Origin of the sequence: Clostridium sp. DFI.5.61, assembly GCF_024462915.1 — a bacterium.
GTDB classification, from domain to species: Bacteria; Bacillota; Clostridia; order Oscillospirales; family Oscillospiraceae; genus Lawsonibacter; species Lawsonibacter asaccharolyticus.
Genome location: NZ_JANGBZ010000065.1, coordinates 1 through 17,091, shown reverse-complemented (window position 1 = coordinate 17,091; position 17,091 = coordinate 1). Strand labels below are relative to the sequence as shown.

Sequence of the window (17,091 nt, the reverse complement as noted above, 5' to 3'; positions counted from 1 at the left end):
CCCCAGCGCCCCCCGGGCCGCGGGCCCCCTCTCTGCGTTGCCGATCACGGACGGATGATATTCTCTGAGATCTCACTCAGAGCCTTGGCCGCCTCCATGTCAAAAGCCTGACACTTCGCCAGGTCGCCCAGGGACACGATCCCCACAATCTTCCCGCCCTCTGTGACTGGCAGACGCCGGACCTGCTGGGCCGCCATCAGACGGGTGGCTTCTCTGCAGTCATCCCCCGGGGAGACCGTGGCGCAGTTGCGGGTCATGATATCCCGCACCGGCACCTGGGCCGGGTCCTCCTCCGCCGCTACACACCGCAGCACGATATCCCGGTCCGTCACGATCCCCCGCAGACGTCCGTCCCCGCCGCACACAGGAAGAGCTCCCACATTGTGCCGGCTGATCAGCCGGGCCGCCAGGGCCGCCGAGGAGCTGGGCTCCACTGTCACCACAGCGGGGTTCATCAATTCACGCACTTGCACACCAAAAACCGCCTTTCTGTCAAAGCTCTTGTATGCCCCAGTTTTCCCTAAAACAGGCGGTTTTATTCAAAAGCCCGGAGCGCAGAGCGCACTCCGGGGCTTTTTTACAGGTTTTCTTCATTTTCCAGGAAATAAGACGCCTCCATGTCCGCTGTGGCCAAGGCGAAGGCGAGCGGATATTTTTGAAACGCCTGCCCCACAGTGCGGGCGTCCTCCGGGCCGGAGAAGCCCATGTGCCAGCGGATCGCCATGGCCTCCTCCCGGGTCAGCCGGATGAAGCCGTTGACGATGTACACGCTCTTTTCCCCGTGTCCATAGGGCAGAGGGTCATCAAAAGTAAAGGTGGGGACCCGCTCCCACTGTCCAGTGGCATCGTTCTTCACGTTCCGAAAGCTCTTTTTATAGCAGCCCACCTTGCACAGATCATGGAGCAGGGCCACCACTGCCACACTCTCCTCACTGTACTCCAGGCCATACAGCTCCTGGACCCGTTCCCGGGCCAGATAGTCCACCAGACAGTGGTAGACATTCAGGCTGTGGTCACACAGCCCGCCCGCATAGGCCCCGTGGTATCGGGCGGAGGCGGGGGCGGTAAAAAAGTCGCTCTTGTTCTCCAGATAGTCCAGCAGGGCGTCTGCCCCTGGGCGAGTAATCTTCTCTCGAAAGATCTCGATAAATTCCTCTTTGCCTGACATCATATCCCTCCATCTGCCTAACTGAACTGCCCGGCAGCCCAGCACATTTTTAACAGTAAAGCACATTGTAGCATAGAGGTGAAAAAAAAGCCATAGTAGATAGATCTCTATCTCTACTTACAAAAATTTTTATCATCCAATAAATGTAATTAAATCCAAAAAATCCACAAAAAATCTGCCGTCTATTTGTGAATTCTGAGGAATTTTTGAAAATATGTTGCATTGAACGGATTGATCGCACATAATAGGCCCATAGGAACTCAACCAGTTCCCCCGGGCACCTGTATGAGGGTTCTTAGCGGGGCATAGGAAAAGAAGGACATTATGGAGAATGGAAATGCAAAAGAGCGCCGTATCGCTCAAGAACTGGAACTTCTAAAGCAATATCAACGGGTCTCTGTAAAAGATTTGGCCGCTACACTCGAAGTCTCTGAGATGACCATCCGACGGGATCTGGATCTCCTGCGGAAAAACCATGTATTGGAACGGAGCTATGGCTATGCGACTCTCGCCAAAGGCGGCGATGGCTATGCCTATGATGGAGAAGTTTATGACCTTCGTCTGGCCCGAATTCAAAACCTCAGCGAAAAAGACCGTATTGCCAAATACGCCGCCACGCTGATTGAGCCAGGAGACTGGATTTTTTTGGATAATGGCACCACTGTGGGGCGCATTACCTCATATCTCCCCACAGATTTTGAATTTACAGTCTTATGTTATAATTTTACGATCCTCGCGGAACTGCTTAAGCGTCCAAATATCAAAATCATTTTTCCCGGCGGCTATTACCATCCGGAGGATTACAATTTTACCTCTCCGGAAGCTGTGGATTTTATTCGCCGGCACCGTGCCAACAAATCCTTTATTTCTGTCTCAGGGATCCATCGCAGTCTGGGCATTACCTGTATCAATGCTCATATTGTGGATAGTAAAAGAGCATTGATCGATTCTTCCGCACAAAATATCATGCTGGCAGATTCCAGTAAATTTGATTTGGTAAAAGCCAATCATTTTGCTGAACTTCATGATATGGATATGCTGATTACAGATAATAAACTCTCTCTGGATTGGCGGGATTTCTTAAACAACGCCCAAATAAACTTAAAATTGGTGTAGTTACATATTGTGAAAGAAGATCTCCGGCAAAGTACCACATGAGTTGGTATTTTGCTCGGAGATTTTTTGTTTGATCAAACATATATTTTGTGAAATTATTTTGCTAAATGAACAAAAATAGCTAAATTGAACTAGATAATACGCCAAAAAAGTGTTTAATATATTGACTTCGCACATTTTAGGTAGTATTATCAAACAAAAACAAAGATTATTTCTTCTTATTTATGTTCAAATAAACGTTTTAAAGGGAGAAGGAACACCATGCGCTTTACAGAAATCACAGATGATCTGACAGGTGCGGCCGACTCCGGCAGCTACTTCACTGCCCGGGGGCAGCAGCTGAAAATCTGTACCTCAGGAGAAAGCAGTTTAAACAGATCAGATAATGAACTTCTATCTGTCAATCTGTGTTCTCGAAACGTGGAAGGCGAAGTGGCCCGCAGAGTCCACAGTGCGCTGTTGAAAAGACTTTCAAAAGAGACTGGCCATATTTATATGAAAAAAATCGGCACTGGTTTTCGAGGCAACGATTCCTATGAGCTGGAAGGACTTCTGCAGGCCTGGCCCGACTACCTCGTCTTTCTCATTGACAACGCGCCGGATCTGGGTACCTTTACCCTCTATGGGCATCAGTACTGCGAGGGAGAGATCCTCCCCAAATCCCTGTATGCTAAGGATCCCATTTTCCCTCCCAAGGAATCCTATATTCCAGATATTCTTTCCCACGGGACAAAGCTCCCCATTGGGCTTGTGGACATTGATACTGTGAAAGGCGGCGATCTTGCGGGCGCTGTTCAGCAGCAGATAAGTAGGGGCTGCCGGATCCTGGTCTTTGACGCCATTACCAAACGGGACACGCTGCATATTATTCGTACGCTACAGCCTCTCTATCCAAAGGTCTTTTGGACCGGTTCTCTCGGGCTTGCGGATGGTCTGGCCGAATATCTCTATGGGCCGGAACAGCCCCTCCCTCCGGCCGCAGTCCGCCAAGTGCGCTGCCTCGGCTTCTGTGCCTCTGCATATGAAATTGCGAAAAAACAGCTTGCGTATTCTCAGTCCCGGGGGCTTACAGTGGTTCCTGTGGAAATAGACGCCTATATAGAGGGAGATCAAACTGTCCCCCATCGGGCGGCGGCAGCGGCTCTGGATGCTTTGGCGCACGGCAACGTGATCCTTGCCCCTGCGGTTGAGCGGTACTCCTATCAGCCTGGTACCAGTGTCAGGATCATGGAGTGTTTCGGAACTCTCGCCCCCCTTGTCTGCGAATCGGCTGTATTTGACCGGCTCATCATTGTAGGCGGTGAGACCTCCCAGGCCATCTTTCGCCACCTGCATGTAAATCATCTGGAACTAGGTCGGGCCTTGGAGCCCGGCGTTGCTCAAGGCAGGATTCTGGACGGCGCTCTCACTGGCAGAGAATTTGCCCTGAAGGGCGGCAGTATGGGCAGTGTTCCGGTTCTTGAAAAAATGATGTGCCGCTGGGAGGACGTCCAATGAACTGGAAGGAATCTTACTCCGATCAAATAGAAAATCTGATCTCCTACTCCAAACTGATCTATCAGCGCGGACTGGTCAGCGCTGCCGGCGGAAACATCAGCGCCCGGTGCGGCCGACATGTGCTGATCACGGGAAGCAATATCCCTCTGCGTGCTGTTACGCCGGAGGGGCTGGTGCTCTGTGATGAAAACGGCACTGTTCTGGATGCCCCCCCTCATCTGCGTCCCTCCAAGGAGTCTGCTTTTCATCTTGGCATCTACCGAATCCGCCCCTCTGCACAATATGTTCTGCATGCTCACCCTGTGTTTTCCACAATTTGGTCCATGCAAAATCAGGAGCTTCCTCTCTACACAGAATCCGCCAAATTAAAACTTGTCCATGTCCCCCTAATCCCAGATGGACAACCGGGGTCTGTTGATCTGGCGGAGAAGGTGCTCACAGCGGTCTCTCACACCTCGGAAGATACCACAGCTTTTCTGATGGAAGCTCATGGCGTTCTGATCCTTGGAGAAACTATGGAGAACTGCTTTCATCAGGCTGAACTGCTGGAGGACAGCGCCAAAATTGCCGTCTTTCAGAAACTACTCCACCCCTAAGCGCTGTTCACCGCTCACAGGCAGAGCGGGTCAGATAAGAAGAGTAAAATGAACACACTGAAAGGAGAACCAGAAATGAAACAATTCAAAAAACTTGCCGCTCCTCTGCTTGCCGCCGCCCTTCTGATGGGTACCGCCGCCTGCGGTGGTGGAGGCGCCACATCTTCCGCAGGCACATCTTCGCCTGACTCCTCCTCCCCTTCTGCAGACGCTGTAACCTTTACTGTTACGGCAGATGTCACCGGGGACCGGGCTCCCTATGTGGAGCGCTTTGCTCAGCTGGTTGAAGAAAAAACGGAAGGCCGTTACACTGCTTCCATTATTGCAGCTGGTTCTCTGGGCACTGGCTCTGATATGGCCCAGATGCTTCAGATGGGCACGCTGGATGTGCTGATGAGCGATGACATGACCATGGACGGTGTACTGGACGGTGCGCTGGGCTTTGCTTGGCTCCCCGGACTGGTGGCGGATTATGAGGAAGCTGACGCCTACTATAATAATGGCTGGATTGCGGACAAGGTAGCGGAGATTATGGCGGAGAACGGCCTGATTCGAATCTCCTCCTTCTGCAACGGCTTCCGCCAGGTAGGCAACATTGTCCGCCCGGTCACTGAAATGTCCGATCTGGCGGGACTGAAAATCCGCACCCCCTCCGTAGAATCTGTGGTGGAATTTTACGAGAAGTGCGGTGCCCTGCCTGTGATGATCTCCGGCTCTGAGGTGCTGAATGCCCTGCAGACCGGTACAGTGGACGGGCTGGATAACGCCGTGTTTAACTACACCAACCAAGGCATCACTGATGTGATCACCCACATCACTGAGCTGAATTACTGCTATTCCGGCGGCTGCTTTATCGCCGGTTCCCCCTTCTGGGACAAGCTCAGCGATGAGGACAAGGCCATTTTTGCGGAATGTGCTCAACTCGCTTCTGATGAGTTTACCACCTTCTTCCGGGAAAAGACGGAGTCCATGACTCAGGAGGGCCTGGAAAGCGGTCAATGGACCGTGGATCAGCCTTCTGACGATATGAAGGCTGCCATGCAGGAGATTTCCGAGGAAATCTGGGAGGAGAGCCGGGAGAAATATGGTGATGAAATCATGGATGTCATCATCAGCGGCGAGTATAGAACACTGTCTGAAAGTTGATTTTCTATAATCCTGGATTGATACACTAAAACGGAGCCTGAGGTTTTCTGCGGGAGAGCTTCAGGCTCCCTCTTCCAATAACTTTTCAACTGCAAAGGAGGGAGTTTCCCCATGAAATCACAAAGCACCCTGTTTCAGGGAGCCAAGCGGCTCAACAATGTTCTGCTGGGGATTGAGACCTTTTTTATGGCCCTCATCACCATCGCATTGGTGGCGGCAATTTTTATTGAGGTAATCTGCCGTTACTTTCTGTTTATCTCCGCTGCTTGGGCTGAGGAACTCACCCGGTATCTGTTTATCTGGCTCACCTATATTGGCTCTGCCTATGCGGTCTATGAGGGCAGCCATACAGAAATTGATGTCCTCAAGCAGGTAGTTGCAAATTTCAAAGAACCCGCTCGAAGGCAGGGGCTCAGGCTGCTGGAGTTGTTTGCCATTTTGTCCACCTTTCTTTTCCTTTTGGTGTTTGGCAAGCTGTTTTTTGATTACATGATGACCATTTGGGCCACGACCCAGACCTCCCCCACCATGAGGATCCCCATGGGCCTGGTCTATCTGCCTGTATTTATCGGCGTAGTGCTTTGTGCTCTTCATGAGGTCTATCTGTTTATGGAGTGGATGGTCCGGGGCCGTGAGGGCGGTGAGCCCCAGGCCACCGCACAATGACTTGAAAGAGGTGAAATTATGTCTGCCCTTACCGCACTTCTCGTCTTTCTGATTTCTTTCGCATTGGTCGCGGTGTTGTTCCGAATGCCGGTATCCTTTGCTCTGGGCACCTCTTCCCTGCTGGTTCTGGCCTATGCCGGCTTCCAGCTGGTCACGGTCCCCCAGTTTGCTTTCTCCGGTCTCGACAGCTTCGCGCTTCTGGCGATTCCCTTCTACATTTTTGCCGGTGTTATCATGGAATACAGTGGCATCTCCAAAATGCTGATCGACTGGGTAAAGTCCTTTGTAGGCCGGGTCCGGGGTGCCACTGGCATTATTACGACCTGTGCCTGCATGGCCTTTGGCGTTCTTACTGGCTCAGCTATGGCCACCATCAGCGCCATTGGAAAAATGATGGTGCCTGAACTGGAGAAAGAGGGGTATCCCCACGGCTATTCCTCTGCTCTGCTGGCCGCTACCTGTTTTCTTGGGATCCTGATTCCCCCCAGTGTCCCCGGAATCATGTATGCGCTGGCCTCCGGAGCCAAGATCACCCCCGTATGGATGTCCACCATCGGCCCTGCTTTTATTTTTGCCATTGGCTATTTTATCATCAACTATTTCCGAATCGGCCGCCACCAAGCCAGGCCGGAAAAAGTTGAATTTCATCCCACAGCCAAACTGCTGGAGATTGGAAAGTCCACTATTTACGCCATCCCCGCTCTGCTGATGCCCATTATCATCTACGGCTGTATTTACGGCGGGCTGTGCACGGTTACCGAAGCTGGTGCTGTCAGCTGCGTCTATGGAATCTTATATTTCTTTGTTCTGAAGATTATCGATAAAAAGAAAATCCAAATTACCTTCTGGCGCTGCTGTGCCATTGCCGGCGCCTCCACTGCCGTGATCGGTCTGCTGAACGCCTTCTCTGCTGTCGCAGGCAAAGTAATGACTTTGGCGGGCATTTCCAACTTTCTCTCCAACCTGATTACCGAAAATATCAGCAGCCGCGTTGGTTTTCTTTTGATGATCAATGTCATCTTCCTGTTCATGGGAACCTTTATGGATATCAATGCCACCATCCTGATTATGACCCCTCTTCTGCTGCCAGTGGCACAGACCTATGGAATTGACCCCATCCACTTTGGTGCCATCATGCTGGTGAATATGTGCGTCGGCTTTCTGACTCCTCCCTTTGCTGTTGGAATCTTTGTCAGCACTAAAATTGCTCATTCTACATTTGGAGATACTGTGCGTGAGGCAGTTCCTTTCATCGGTGTCGGCTTAATTGCCATTGTTATTACCACCTTCTGTCCTGAATATATAAATTTCTTTGTCAACCTATTTTCATAACTGTTCGTTAAGCTCTGTAGTCAAAAGAAAAGAGGAAATTCTTTATGATTGGAAAGGAAATACGCCTGAAGCGCCTGATTCCAGGCACGGATGGAAAATATTTTGGTTTAACTGTGGACCACGCCATTGCCCGCGGTGTCATGCCTGGCCTTGATACGATAGATGACACCCTGAGCAAGATGGTCGCCGGAGGTCCCAATGCCATCACTATGCATAAGGGCATTGCAGAAAAATGCTTTGCGCCCTATGCGGGCAAGGTCGCCCTCGTGCTGAAGCTCACCACCTTCGGCGTGTATCACTTTGACGAAGATGTCCAGGTAGCCGATGTGGAGGAGGGACTTCTCATGGGGGCCGATGCGGTCTCTGCCGGCTGCATTGTGGGCGGTGACAATCAGGACCAGCAGCTCAGAATGCTCGGCCGCATCAGCAAAGAGGCCCTGAGAGCGGAAATGCCTCTGATCTGTCATATCTATCCCAGAGGAAATCATATCACTGGGGCTGACCAGTACAGTGTGGAAAATGTCACCTATGCGGCCCGGGCTGCCGCGGAACTCGGAGTAGATCTGATCAAGACCAACTATACCGGTGACTTGGACAGTTTTTCCAAAGTGGTCCAGGCGGTTCCGGCCCGCGTCGCCATTGCAGGCGGATTGAAGTGTGAAACCGTAAAGGAATATTTGCAGATGACCCGAAATGTTATGGACGCAGGGGCTGCAGGGGTTACATATGGCCGGTTTGTCTTCCGCTACCGGGACATAACCGCGTTGGTCAAGACCTTGAGCCAGGTAATTCATAACGGCATCTCTGTTCAAGAGGGGCTGGAGCTGCTGGAATATTTGGAGCGGGAACATCAGAAGGGCGGGGAACCATGTACCTGAACATTGATTCCGGAAAGTTGCGGGATGTGGTCGCATTTGGGCGTGCCACCATCGACCTCTACGCCAATGAGATTGGGCCCATGGAGGACGCGGTCACTTTCCATAAATATGTGGGCGGCTCTCCGGCCAATACCGCTGTGGCCATGTCCAGGCTCGGCCTTTCTGTCGGATACATCGGTAAAGTTTCTGATGACCAGTTTGGACGATTTATTACCCGCTATCTGGCAAAACAGGGGGTGGATGTCTCCCATATCGCGCTGGCTGGCCCCGGCATTCGTTCCGGGGTGACCATGGGTGAAATTCTGCCTGACCGGTGCAGCTACCTGATGTACCGAACAAACTGCGCGGATCTGCACATCGACTGCGCCCAACTGGACGAGTCCTATCTCGCCAGCCACAAGCTGCTTCTGATCTCTGGCACATCTCTCTCCCATTCCCCGGCACGGGAGGCAGTGTTTCACGCCATCTCTTTGGCACGGCGCAATCATGTGGCAGTAGCCTTTGATCTGGATTACCGGGAGGATACCTGGGACACCGTTGAGGAAGCCAGCCTCTATCTCTTCCTTGCCGCAGAAAAAGCCGATCTGGTCCTGGGAACCCGGGATGAATTTGATGTAATGGAGCATCTTCTCCACACCGGAAATCAGGACGACGCCAAAAGCGCTGCTTGGCTTCTGGAAAAAGGCGTGTCTGTGGTCTCCATTAAAAAAGGGAAAAAAGGTTCCCATGTTTTTACGAAGGAAGGAAAAACCGTGGGTGGCATCTATCCAGCACAGGTGTTGAAAACCTTTGGCGCCGGTGACTCCTATTCCTCCGCCTTCTTATTTGGTCTGCTTCACAATATGGAGTTGAAGGATTCTCTGCGCTACGCCGCTGCCGCTTCCTCCATCACCATCTCAGGCCACAGCTGTTCTGACTCCATGCCTACTTTGGAACAGGTAGAGGACTATATTGCCCACCACGAATATGTCCTGCCGGATACACCTTAAAGTCCGGCTATAAACCAGAGCCACAGTGCCCTGCCGGACGGCTTTTCAGAAAAAAGGAGCCTGATATTATGACAGTTCAGGAGAAACGAGCCAATTTTAAGTCCCAGATGATGGATTCCTCCCGGATGAAGGTGCTCTGCGGAGCCTTCGACGGCATTACAGCCCGGGCCGCCCAGGCGGCTGACTTTTTTGACGGCTGTTACATGGGCGGTCAGGCAGCAGCAGCCAGCCTGCTGGGTGTGCCGGATCTGGGTCTTGTCTGCGGATGTGAACAGACAAAGCACGCCCAGGACCTTGCCTCCTGTGTGGATCTGCCCTTTCTTATCGACGCGGACACAGGCTATGGGAATGAGCTGAATGTCCGCCGCACTATGCGGGACCTGGAGGCCGCCGGAATCTGCGGCGCGCATTTCGAGGACCAGGTCACGCCAAAGCGATGCGGCGGCATGAAGGGCGTCCAAATTGAAACTGCCCAAGTCTTTATTCGAAAAATAGAGACCGCTCTGACCTTTCGGAGAGATCCCAACTTTTTAGTTATTGCCCGCTCTGATGCCGCCGAGGTGGAAGGAGAGGATGAGGCTATCCGGCGTCTCAATCTGGCAGCAGAGGCCGGAGCAGACATGGGTTTTCTCTTCTCCTCAAAGGGGGTCTTTGAGACTCTGGATTCTGTCAAACGGGCCTGCGATCAAATAAAGGTTCCCATTCTGTACTGCCTGATGGAATTTTGCCCTGAGGTCTGTTTTACTCTGGAAGAGCTGCGTCAGGCAGGGGTTCGGGCCGTCATATGGCCAAATGGTCTTCTGATGCGCTGGTGCAAAGCCGCCTCCGACCTGATTCAGCAGTTTAAGGAGACAGGGGACTGCAAAACCTTTTTTGATCAGCTCATGCCTATTGACCAGTGCAATCAACTGCTGGGGATTCGGGACTGGAACCCGTCCGGTATGTTTTGATTTCTCCTCAGACACCAGGCCAGCGCCGTATTTGGCGCTGACCTGGTGTTTTTTTCTGATCGTCCTTATTTTCTACCGCCGCACTCTCCGGTTGTCAAATTATCTTTTTTTCTTGTTCCTTCCATTCGAACCAGGTATGATAGTTCCAGCCGCCTGGGCCATGACAGAGGGATTCCCGGATTGAAGCTGTCCCAAATTTCATATAATCTTAAGGAAATTTTTTATTTCCTTTAAAACGCCCCTGATAGGATAGTACCATCAAGAATTGGGAGGAATCACCATGCGCTTTGCCAAGACCGTTACCGCTCTCGCTCTGGCCTGTTCTCTGGCCCTGGCCATTCCCACTTTTGCCGCCCCTGCGGCGGAGGAGCAGGCTGGCAGGCAGGAAGACCTGGAGCTGCTCTATCAGACCATCCGGGATCGCCACCCCGGCCCCTTCACCAATACGCCGGAGCAGGAGTTCCTTGCCCGCATCGCTCAGATCGAGGCCCGGATAGACACAGAGGACAGCATGAGTTTTGGGCTGGATCTCCAGTCTCTGGCAGCCCTCATTGGGGATTCCCACACCACCACAAATCTTAACTCTATTCTCAGCAGCGGACATATGTTTCCCGTGTCTGTGAAGTGGATGGACGGGGACTGGGTGCTCTACCAGGTGGACGCCTCCCACCAGGGTGCTCTTGGCCAGCAGGTGACCTCCGTCAACGGCTTCTCCATGGATCAGGTACAGGAGAAAATGGCCCCTCTGATCTCCGCGGACAACGAGATCAAGCTGCGCCGGCAGCTCTCCCAGGTGTTCGGCCATCAGGAAATCATGGTCTACTGCGGACTGCTCAAGCCCGAGGAGGATCTGACCCTCACCTTGGAAAACGGCACGTCTATCACCCTCTCCCCTCTCTCCATGCAGGACCAGTCCGGCTGGCCGGAGATCAATGGCCTGTCCCAGCAGCGCCAGGGCAGCGCCCCCACTGATTACCAGAAGGGGACCTACTATTTCTCTCTGCCCCTGGACAGCCGCACCTACTATATCCAATACAACCAGTGCATGGAGGACCCGGAGCTGCCCATGGAGACCTTCACTGCTCAGGTCATGGCCGACCTGGAGCAGGGGAGCTATTCCGTCCTTCTTTTGGATCTGCGGAACAACGGCGGCGGCTCCGACGGGGTCATCATCCCCCTGCTGATGGAGCTGGCCCCCCTGGTCCGCAGCGGGGAGCTGGAGCTGTGGGGGCTGGTGGGGGAGGCCACCTTCTCCTCCGCCAGCATCAACGCCCTGGAGATCCGGGAGATGGGCGGCGGGCTGGCCGGTGAGCCCACCAGCGGCAGCGTGGACCACTTCGGTTCCACCGGCTCCTTCACCCTCCCCAACACGGGGGTCCGGGTGTCCATGTCCACCAAATTTATTGACACAGGCACCCTTCTGGAGTGCGCCGCCGGGCTGGGAGTGGAGCCCATCCAGCCCGACGTGACCGTCTATCAGACTCTGGAAGACTACCTGGCGGGCCAGGATACCTTGGTGGACGCCCTGTGCGCCCGCACAGAGCCCTTCCAGCCCCAGGAGCGGCCCGATGCCCCGCTCAGCCGGGGCCGGCTGACCGAGCTGCTCCGGCAGGCTGCGGAACAGGCCGGCCTGGACACTCAGGCCCCCATGCAGAGTCTGTCTGATCTGCTCCCCTGTGCCTGGTATGCCCCGGGCGTCTGCTGGGCTCTCTCCTCGGGGGTGGCCTCCGGCACCGGGGAGGCCATGTTCCAAGCCTCCCGTCCGGTCACCCGCCAGGAGGGAGCTGCCATGGTCTGGCAGACCGCCCGGCTCCTGGGGATGGCCCCCTCCGGCACCGCCGAGCTGACGGACGCCGGCTCCATCGCCTCCTGGGCGCTGGACGCCGCCCAATGGGCGGTATCCGCCGGCGGCTTGGACACTCAAAACGGCGCCTTTCATCCCCAGGATACCCTGACCCGGGCGGAGGGGGAGGCCCTTCTCTCTCTTCTCCCCTGACCCCGGCCCTCTTGTGTCACCCCTGCCTCTCCCAGAGCAGCACCGCGTCTCCGGCCTGCGCCTGGAAGGAGGCCTCGTCCAGATCCTCCAGCTCCTCCAGGTCCCCGGCCAGATACCAGACCTGATCCGCCCCGCCGTCGAAGGGGAGGGGGATCACCGTCCCGTGTCTGGTGTCCAGGACGATGCCGTTGTTGATCCCCACACTTTCGTGGTATGGGGAGCCGGGAGAGAGATACCGGGTCCACAGGCTGCCGGTATAGCAGAGATAGACCCTTCGGATGATCTCCCCGCCCTCCTCCGTCACCCGGAACAGGACCTCCAGGCCGGCGTAATCCCGGCCCAGATATTCCATGTGGAAAGCCGGCTCCACCTCCTGGATGCGGATATCCTGTGAATAGGGAATGGGTGTCTGGAAGCGAAAGACCAACAGCCAGACCGCCACGCCCAGGGCTGCCGCACCGGCCAGCACCCGAGCGGAGAAACACAGCTTTTTCCTTCTCAGCTGCCTTTTTACCCCGGCCAGCACCCGGGCCTTCGACTGCTCCCGGTCCTGCTCTGGCGGGGGCAGCGGGTCTTCCCGGCGCAGCTCCTCCAGCCGGGCACGGCAGAGGGGACAGTTCTCCACATGCTCCTCCACCGCCCGGCGGCTCTCCTGGCTGCAGATCTGGTCCACGTACAGGGGCAGCAGATCCTGGATCATGGGACAGGGCTGATTCATCATAATGCCTCCTTGATTTTTAGTCTGGCCCGGTGAAAAGTGACCCGGGCCCAGCTCTCCGTCTTATGGAACAGTGCTCCTATCTCCCGGAAGGACAGCTCCCCCAGCACCCGCAGGGCAAAGACCTCCCGATAGGGCTCGGGCAGGCTGTGGAGTACCTGGTGGACTTCCATGGCAGTCTCCTTCTCCGCCAGCCGCTCCTCCGGCCCCTCCTCCCGGAGCTCCGGCTCCGGCTCCCGCCTTCTCTGCCTGCGGCAGTGGGTCAGCCAGGCGTGCTTGGCGATCTGGCACAGCCAGACCCGCAGGGTGCACTCCCCCCGGAACTGGCCGATATGCTCCAGCGCCCGGAAAAAGGTCTCCTGGGTCAGCTCCTCCGCCAGTACCGGGTCCCGGCACAGGGCCAGAGAAAATCGGTAGACGTCCTCCAGATAGTCCTGGTAAACTTCTTCAAAATCGATCACGCCCTCACCTCCCTTTCCACAGATAAGACGGCATCTCCCCCTTTTCGTTACAAAAGATCCACCGCCATTTTTTGGCGGTGGATCTTTCTCTTTCCAATATTTTTAATATCGCTGCTCCAGGATCTCCACGATATCCCCGATCACGCCGTCGTCGCAGTGACACAGGATATGGGCTCCCCAGTCCTTCACCTCCTGGGCACAGTTGGCAGGGGCAAAGGGGACGGCGGACAGTGCCATCATGGGGATGTCGTTCTGGTTGTCTCCCACGCAGTAGATATTTTCTCGGGCGATCCCCAGCATCTGGGCCAGCCGGGCCACCATTCCCCCCTTGTTGCACCCATGGTCGGTGATCTCCAGGTACACGTGGTTGGAAAAAATAGCCTCATACCGGCGGGGGAAGCGCTTCAGAAGCCAGCTCTGCACCTCCTTCAGCACCCCGTGGTCCTGCTGGAGGATGGCTTTGGTCCAGGGCGTAGGCATCTCCCGAATGGGACAGACGGTGTAGTCGGTGCCCACCTTTTTCATGTGCAGGTCTGTGATCCAGTTGGGTCGGAACACATAGATATCCTCCCCGTGGTAGGCCTCCATCCCCAGCTGTGGAAATGCCTCCATCACCCCATCCAAGTCCTGAGGCGCACTGGGAGACAGATAGGTCTGCACCAGAAATTCGTCTTTTTGGAAGTCATAGATGGCCGACCCGTTGGAGAGGACCACCGGGGCATTGACGGGGGCCAGATGGACATAGGGAGCGAAGGTCCGGTGGGCGCGGCCGGTGGCCACGGTAAAACGCCCCCCCTGGGCGAGGAAGCGGTCCAGGGCCTCCAAATTCCGCCGGGGCACCTGACAGTGGCTGTCATACAGCGTGTCGTCAAAATCACTGACCAGCAGGACACCGTCGAATTTTCCCAAAGAAAAAACCTCAATTCTGTTTCGTCAGCAGCTTCTGCCGCAGAGCGGGGACGGACTGAAAGATCCCCAGAACGATCAGGTTGACCACAGTCACGAGAACGATCAGCACGCCGTTAAAGATCATGGAGTAGACCCAGGGGTCCACCATGGGCAGTCCCAAAAATTCCTCCGGCATATACATATACCACAGCAGGCCGCCGGACAGGGTGAGAGATACCCACCGTCCCAGCCCGGCCAGGATGGTGCCCCACAGCCAGCCCAGCTTCTTCCCCGCGGCAAAGCCGCAGAGGAACACCAGCGTATAAGCCACCACATAGTCCAGCAGCATGGACTGCCAGGATAGAGCGATCCCTCCGCCCAGGAAGAACTGGAGCACACCGTTGACAAAGCAGCAGCTCAGGCTCCAGGCCGGGCCCCAGCGCAGGCAGTAGATCAGGATGGGCACCATGGCAAAGTCCACAGACCCCCCCTGGGGAAAGCGGTACAGCCGGAAGTAGCCCAGGATGGTGGCCAGCGCGATCATCAGCGCGGCCTCCACAAGGGCGCGGGTAGAGCGGGAATGTCGGTTCATCGTCGTTTCCTCCTGAAATCAAGATACCGCAGCACATCCGAACGGGTGCGTGCGGTATGAAGAGGACGACATATGGATCGTTCACTCCCTACGCCGGCATTACCCGGATCAGGTCAAGGGACTGGAGCTGCGATTCGCTTCCATCTCAGCCGGGAATAGCTCCCAGCGCCCCTGTGTTCGATTGTCTGCGGTCAAAGTTATTGTATCCCAAAGGGACGGGCCTTGTCAAGCGTGCTCTTTTCTTTATCCACTCCCCTCTTGTATGTGCCCTTTGAATGGGTCCATGACTGGATACTATTAGACACCTGCCGCCCTGCGTGGTATCCTGAAGACGATTTCTTGTACACTTTACACAATCCGTCAGGAGGTCTCTCTATGAAAAAGCTGCAATTCGCAATGGTCGGGGGCGGGAACGGCGCCCTGATCGGAGATATCCACCGCATCGGGGCCCAGTTCGACGACCTGGCCGAACTGAAGGCGGGCTGTTTCTCCCGCCACTGGGATAAAAATCTGGAGGCCGGAGAGAAATGGGGGGTGGAGCCCGGCCGCATCTATCCCGACTACCACACCATGCTGGAGGAGGAAGCCAAGCGCACCGGGGAGGACCGGCTGGACTTTGTGGTGGTGGCCACCCCCAACAACACCCACTACGAGATCGTCAAGGACATCATTGCCCACGGCTTCCACATTGTCTGCGACAAACCCGTCACCTTCACCAGCCGGGAGTCGGAGGAGCTGAAGGCCCTGGCCCAGGAAAAAGATCTTCTGTTCGGCGTGTCTTACAGTTATGCCCACTACGCCATTCTGGAGCAGGCCAAAAAGATGATCGCTGACGGGGTGCTGGGAAAGATCCACACCATCGCCGCCGAGTATCCCCAGGAGTGGGTGGGGCTGAACACTGCCCTCCGGGGAAAGGACGGCCTGACCTGGCGGGTCGATCCGGCCATCTGCGGCCCCTCTGGAGTGATCGCGGACATCGGCACCCATGTGGAGTATCTCATCAGCAAGGTCACCGGCCTCAAGCCCGTGCGGGTGCTGGCCCGCCTGCGCTCCATCCCGGATTATGTGCCGGTGGAGAGCGACGCCCAGGTGCTCATCGACTACGACAACGGGGCAGCGGGCATCTTCTGGACCTCCTTCGCCATGGTGGGCAAGAGCTGCTGCATGAAGGTGCGCATCTACGGCGACAAAGGGGGCATGGAGTGGAACGCCCACGATTTCATGGAGCTCCGGGTGGACATCGCCGGACAGCCCACCCAGATCTGGTCGGCCAATTATGACTACTGTGATCCCCAGGCCCGGAAGTCCTGCCGCCTCCCCAAGGGGATGCCGGAGGCCTTCCACTCCCTGTTCGCCAACTTCTACCGGGGTTACTGTTCCCATCTGCTGTCCCGGAAGGAGGGCAAAGATGAGCGGCCCTTCCCCTACTCCGATATCGATGACGGCATCCAGGGGCTGAAATTTATCGAGGCCTGCCTGAAGAGCCAGGAGGACGGGAACGTCTGGACCCAGGTGTGAGCAAAGGATATCAAAAACAGGGCCCGGGAAAACCGCAGGGTTTTCCCGGGCCCTCTTCTGACCCTAGAAAATTTTCCACAGGAGCCCGGTGGTCCCTGTGGAATGGTCGATGTGAAACGGCGGGCGCACAATGCGCGCCCCTACGCAAAGACCGAAGGGGACACCGTAGGGGCGGCTTCCAGCCGCCCGAAAAGCCTTCCCCCCACAGGGGGGGAAGGTGTCACGGCATATGCCGTGACGGATGAGGGGTCTTTCTACCCCTGTCCCTGTCCCAGAGGGGTTCTGTCCTGCGGGGCGGAACCCCTTTCGGGCATCCTTCGGATGAAAACGGGCGGGGGCAAGACCCGCCCCTACGTAAAGACCAGGGCCGCTCGTGAAAAATGGCGGGCGCACAATGCGCACCCCTACGCAAAGACTGAAGGGGACCCCGTAGGGGCGGCTTCCAGCCGCCCGAAAAGCCTTCCCCCCACAGGGGGGAAGGTGTCACGGCATATGCCGTGACGGATGAGGGGTCTTTCTACCCCCGTCCCTGTCCCAGAGGGGTTCTGTCCTGCGGGGCGGAACCCCTTTCGGGCATCCT

The 17,091-nt window shown here is 55.7% G+C and carries 17 protein-coding genes and 1 riboswitch; of the genes, 11 read left to right on the top strand and 6 right to left on the bottom strand.

The window, feature by feature from the left end; all coding sequences use genetic code 11:
- Positions 1 to 44 precede the first annotated feature (44 nt).
- Together NE584_RS17215 and NE584_RS17210 are read right to left on the bottom strand one after the other, a co-directional pair.
- On the bottom strand, positions 45 to 473 hold the full coding sequence (locus tag NE584_RS17215) for a CBS domain-containing protein (protein ID WP_256183345.1): 429 nt from the start codon (positions 471 to 473) through the stop codon (positions 45 to 47).
- 104 nt (positions 474 to 577) lie between these two features.
- Positions 578 to 1,168, bottom strand: coding sequence for a hydrolase (locus tag NE584_RS17210; protein WP_256183344.1), 591 nt, complete (start codon positions 1,166 to 1,168; stop codon positions 578 to 580).
- A gap of 324 nt (positions 1,169 to 1,492) precedes the next feature.
- On the opposite strand from NE584_RS17210, the gene NE584_RS17205 reads away from it, so the two are divergent.
- From NE584_RS17205 to NE584_RS17160, 10 genes are all read left to right on the top strand, one after another.
- Positions 1,493 to 2,284 carry a DeoR/GlpR family DNA-binding transcription regulator gene (locus NE584_RS17205; RefSeq protein ID WP_050623067.1) on the top strand — a complete coding sequence of 264 codons (792 nt, stop codon included), beginning with the start codon at positions 1,493 to 1,495 and terminating at the stop codon, positions 2,282 to 2,284.
- Positions 2,285 to 2,545: 261 nt separating this feature from the next.
- Positions 2,546 to 3,781 carry a four-carbon acid sugar kinase family protein gene (locus NE584_RS17200; protein WP_050623066.1) on the top strand — a complete coding sequence of 412 codons (1,236 nt, stop codon included), beginning with the start codon at positions 2,546 to 2,548 and terminating at the stop codon, positions 3,779 to 3,781.
- Complete coding sequence (locus NE584_RS17195; RefSeq protein WP_256183343.1) at positions 3,778 to 4,377, top strand: class II aldolase/adducin family protein; 600 nt, start codon at positions 3,778 to 3,780, stop codon at positions 4,375 to 4,377. The genes NE584_RS17200 and NE584_RS17195 overlap by 4 nt, the downstream gene beginning before the upstream one ends.
- Positions 4,378 to 4,452: 75 nt before the next feature.
- Complete coding sequence (locus tag NE584_RS17190) at positions 4,453 to 5,523, top strand: TRAP transporter substrate-binding protein (protein ID WP_050623064.1); 1,071 nt, start codon at positions 4,453 to 4,455, stop codon at positions 5,521 to 5,523.
- 111 nt (positions 5,524 to 5,634) lie between these two features.
- Positions 5,635 to 6,189 (top strand): TRAP transporter small permease, encoded by a 555-nt coding sequence (locus NE584_RS17185; RefSeq protein WP_108980240.1) that lies wholly within the window; start codon positions 5,635 to 5,637, stop codon positions 6,187 to 6,189.
- An 18-nt stretch (positions 6,190 to 6,207) separates the two neighbouring features.
- Positions 6,208 to 7,521, top strand: a complete 1,314-nt coding sequence (locus NE584_RS17180; protein ID WP_050623062.1) for a TRAP transporter large permease — start codon at positions 6,208 to 6,210, stop codon at positions 7,519 to 7,521.
- Positions 7,522 to 7,565: 44 nt separating this feature from the next.
- Entirely contained in the window at positions 7,566 to 8,399 is an 834-nt protein-coding gene (locus NE584_RS17175) for a class I fructose-bisphosphate aldolase (protein WP_108980239.1), read from the top strand.
- A complete protein-coding gene (gene iolC, locus NE584_RS17170) occupies positions 8,390 to 9,388 on the top strand; it encodes a 5-dehydro-2-deoxygluconokinase (RefSeq protein WP_256183342.1) in 999 nt (332 codons plus the stop codon). Before NE584_RS17175 ends, iolC begins: the two co-directional genes overlap by 10 nt.
- Before the next feature lie 68 nt (positions 9,389 to 9,456).
- The gene (locus tag NE584_RS17165) at positions 9,457 to 10,338 is read left to right on the top strand and encodes an oxaloacetate decarboxylase (RefSeq protein ID WP_050623059.1); all 882 of its coding nucleotides are present in this window, start codon (positions 9,457 to 9,459) and stop codon (positions 10,336 to 10,338) included.
- Positions 10,339 to 10,618: 280 nt separating this feature from the next.
- The gene (locus tag NE584_RS17160; protein WP_256183341.1) at positions 10,619 to 12,334 is read left to right on the top strand and encodes an S-layer homology domain-containing protein; all 1,716 of its coding nucleotides are present in this window, start codon (positions 10,619 to 10,621) and stop codon (positions 12,332 to 12,334) included.
- Positions 12,335 to 12,350: 16 nt separating this feature from the next.
- On the opposite strand, the gene NE584_RS17155 is transcribed toward NE584_RS17160, so the two are convergent.
- The 4 genes from NE584_RS17155 to NE584_RS17140 all read right to left on the bottom strand — a co-directional run bounded on the left by NE584_RS17155 (position 12,351) and on the right by NE584_RS17140 (position 14,993).
- A complete protein-coding gene (locus NE584_RS17155; protein ID WP_256183340.1) occupies positions 12,351 to 13,055 on the bottom strand; it encodes an anti-sigma factor in 705 nt (234 codons plus the stop codon).
- Positions 13,052 to 13,513 carry a sigma-70 family RNA polymerase sigma factor gene (locus NE584_RS17150; RefSeq protein ID WP_256183339.1) on the bottom strand — a complete coding sequence of 154 codons (462 nt, stop codon included), beginning with the start codon at positions 13,511 to 13,513 and terminating at the stop codon, positions 13,052 to 13,054. The genes NE584_RS17155 and NE584_RS17150 overlap by 4 nt, the downstream gene beginning before the upstream one ends.
- 102 nt (positions 13,514 to 13,615) lie before the next feature.
- Positions 13,616 to 14,422 (bottom strand): HAD-IIB family hydrolase, encoded by an 807-nt coding sequence (locus NE584_RS17145; protein ID WP_256183338.1) that lies wholly within the window; start codon positions 14,420 to 14,422, stop codon positions 13,616 to 13,618.
- Positions 14,423 to 14,432: 10 nt separating this feature from the next.
- The gene (locus NE584_RS17140) at positions 14,433 to 14,993 is read right to left on the bottom strand and encodes an energy-coupled thiamine transporter ThiT (protein ID WP_050623054.1); all 561 of its coding nucleotides are present in this window, start codon (positions 14,991 to 14,993) and stop codon (positions 14,433 to 14,435) included.
- Positions 14,994 to 15,061: 68 nt separating this feature from the next.
- Positions 15,062 to 15,176: riboswitch (TPP riboswitch) on the bottom strand.
- Positions 15,177 to 15,368: 192 nt separating this feature from the next.
- Between NE584_RS17140 and NE584_RS17135 the strand changes: the two genes are divergently transcribed.
- Complete coding sequence (locus NE584_RS17135; RefSeq protein WP_050623053.1) at positions 15,369 to 16,511, top strand: Gfo/Idh/MocA family protein; 1,143 nt, start codon at positions 15,369 to 15,371, stop codon at positions 16,509 to 16,511.
- Positions 16,512 to 17,091 lie beyond the last annotated feature (580 nt).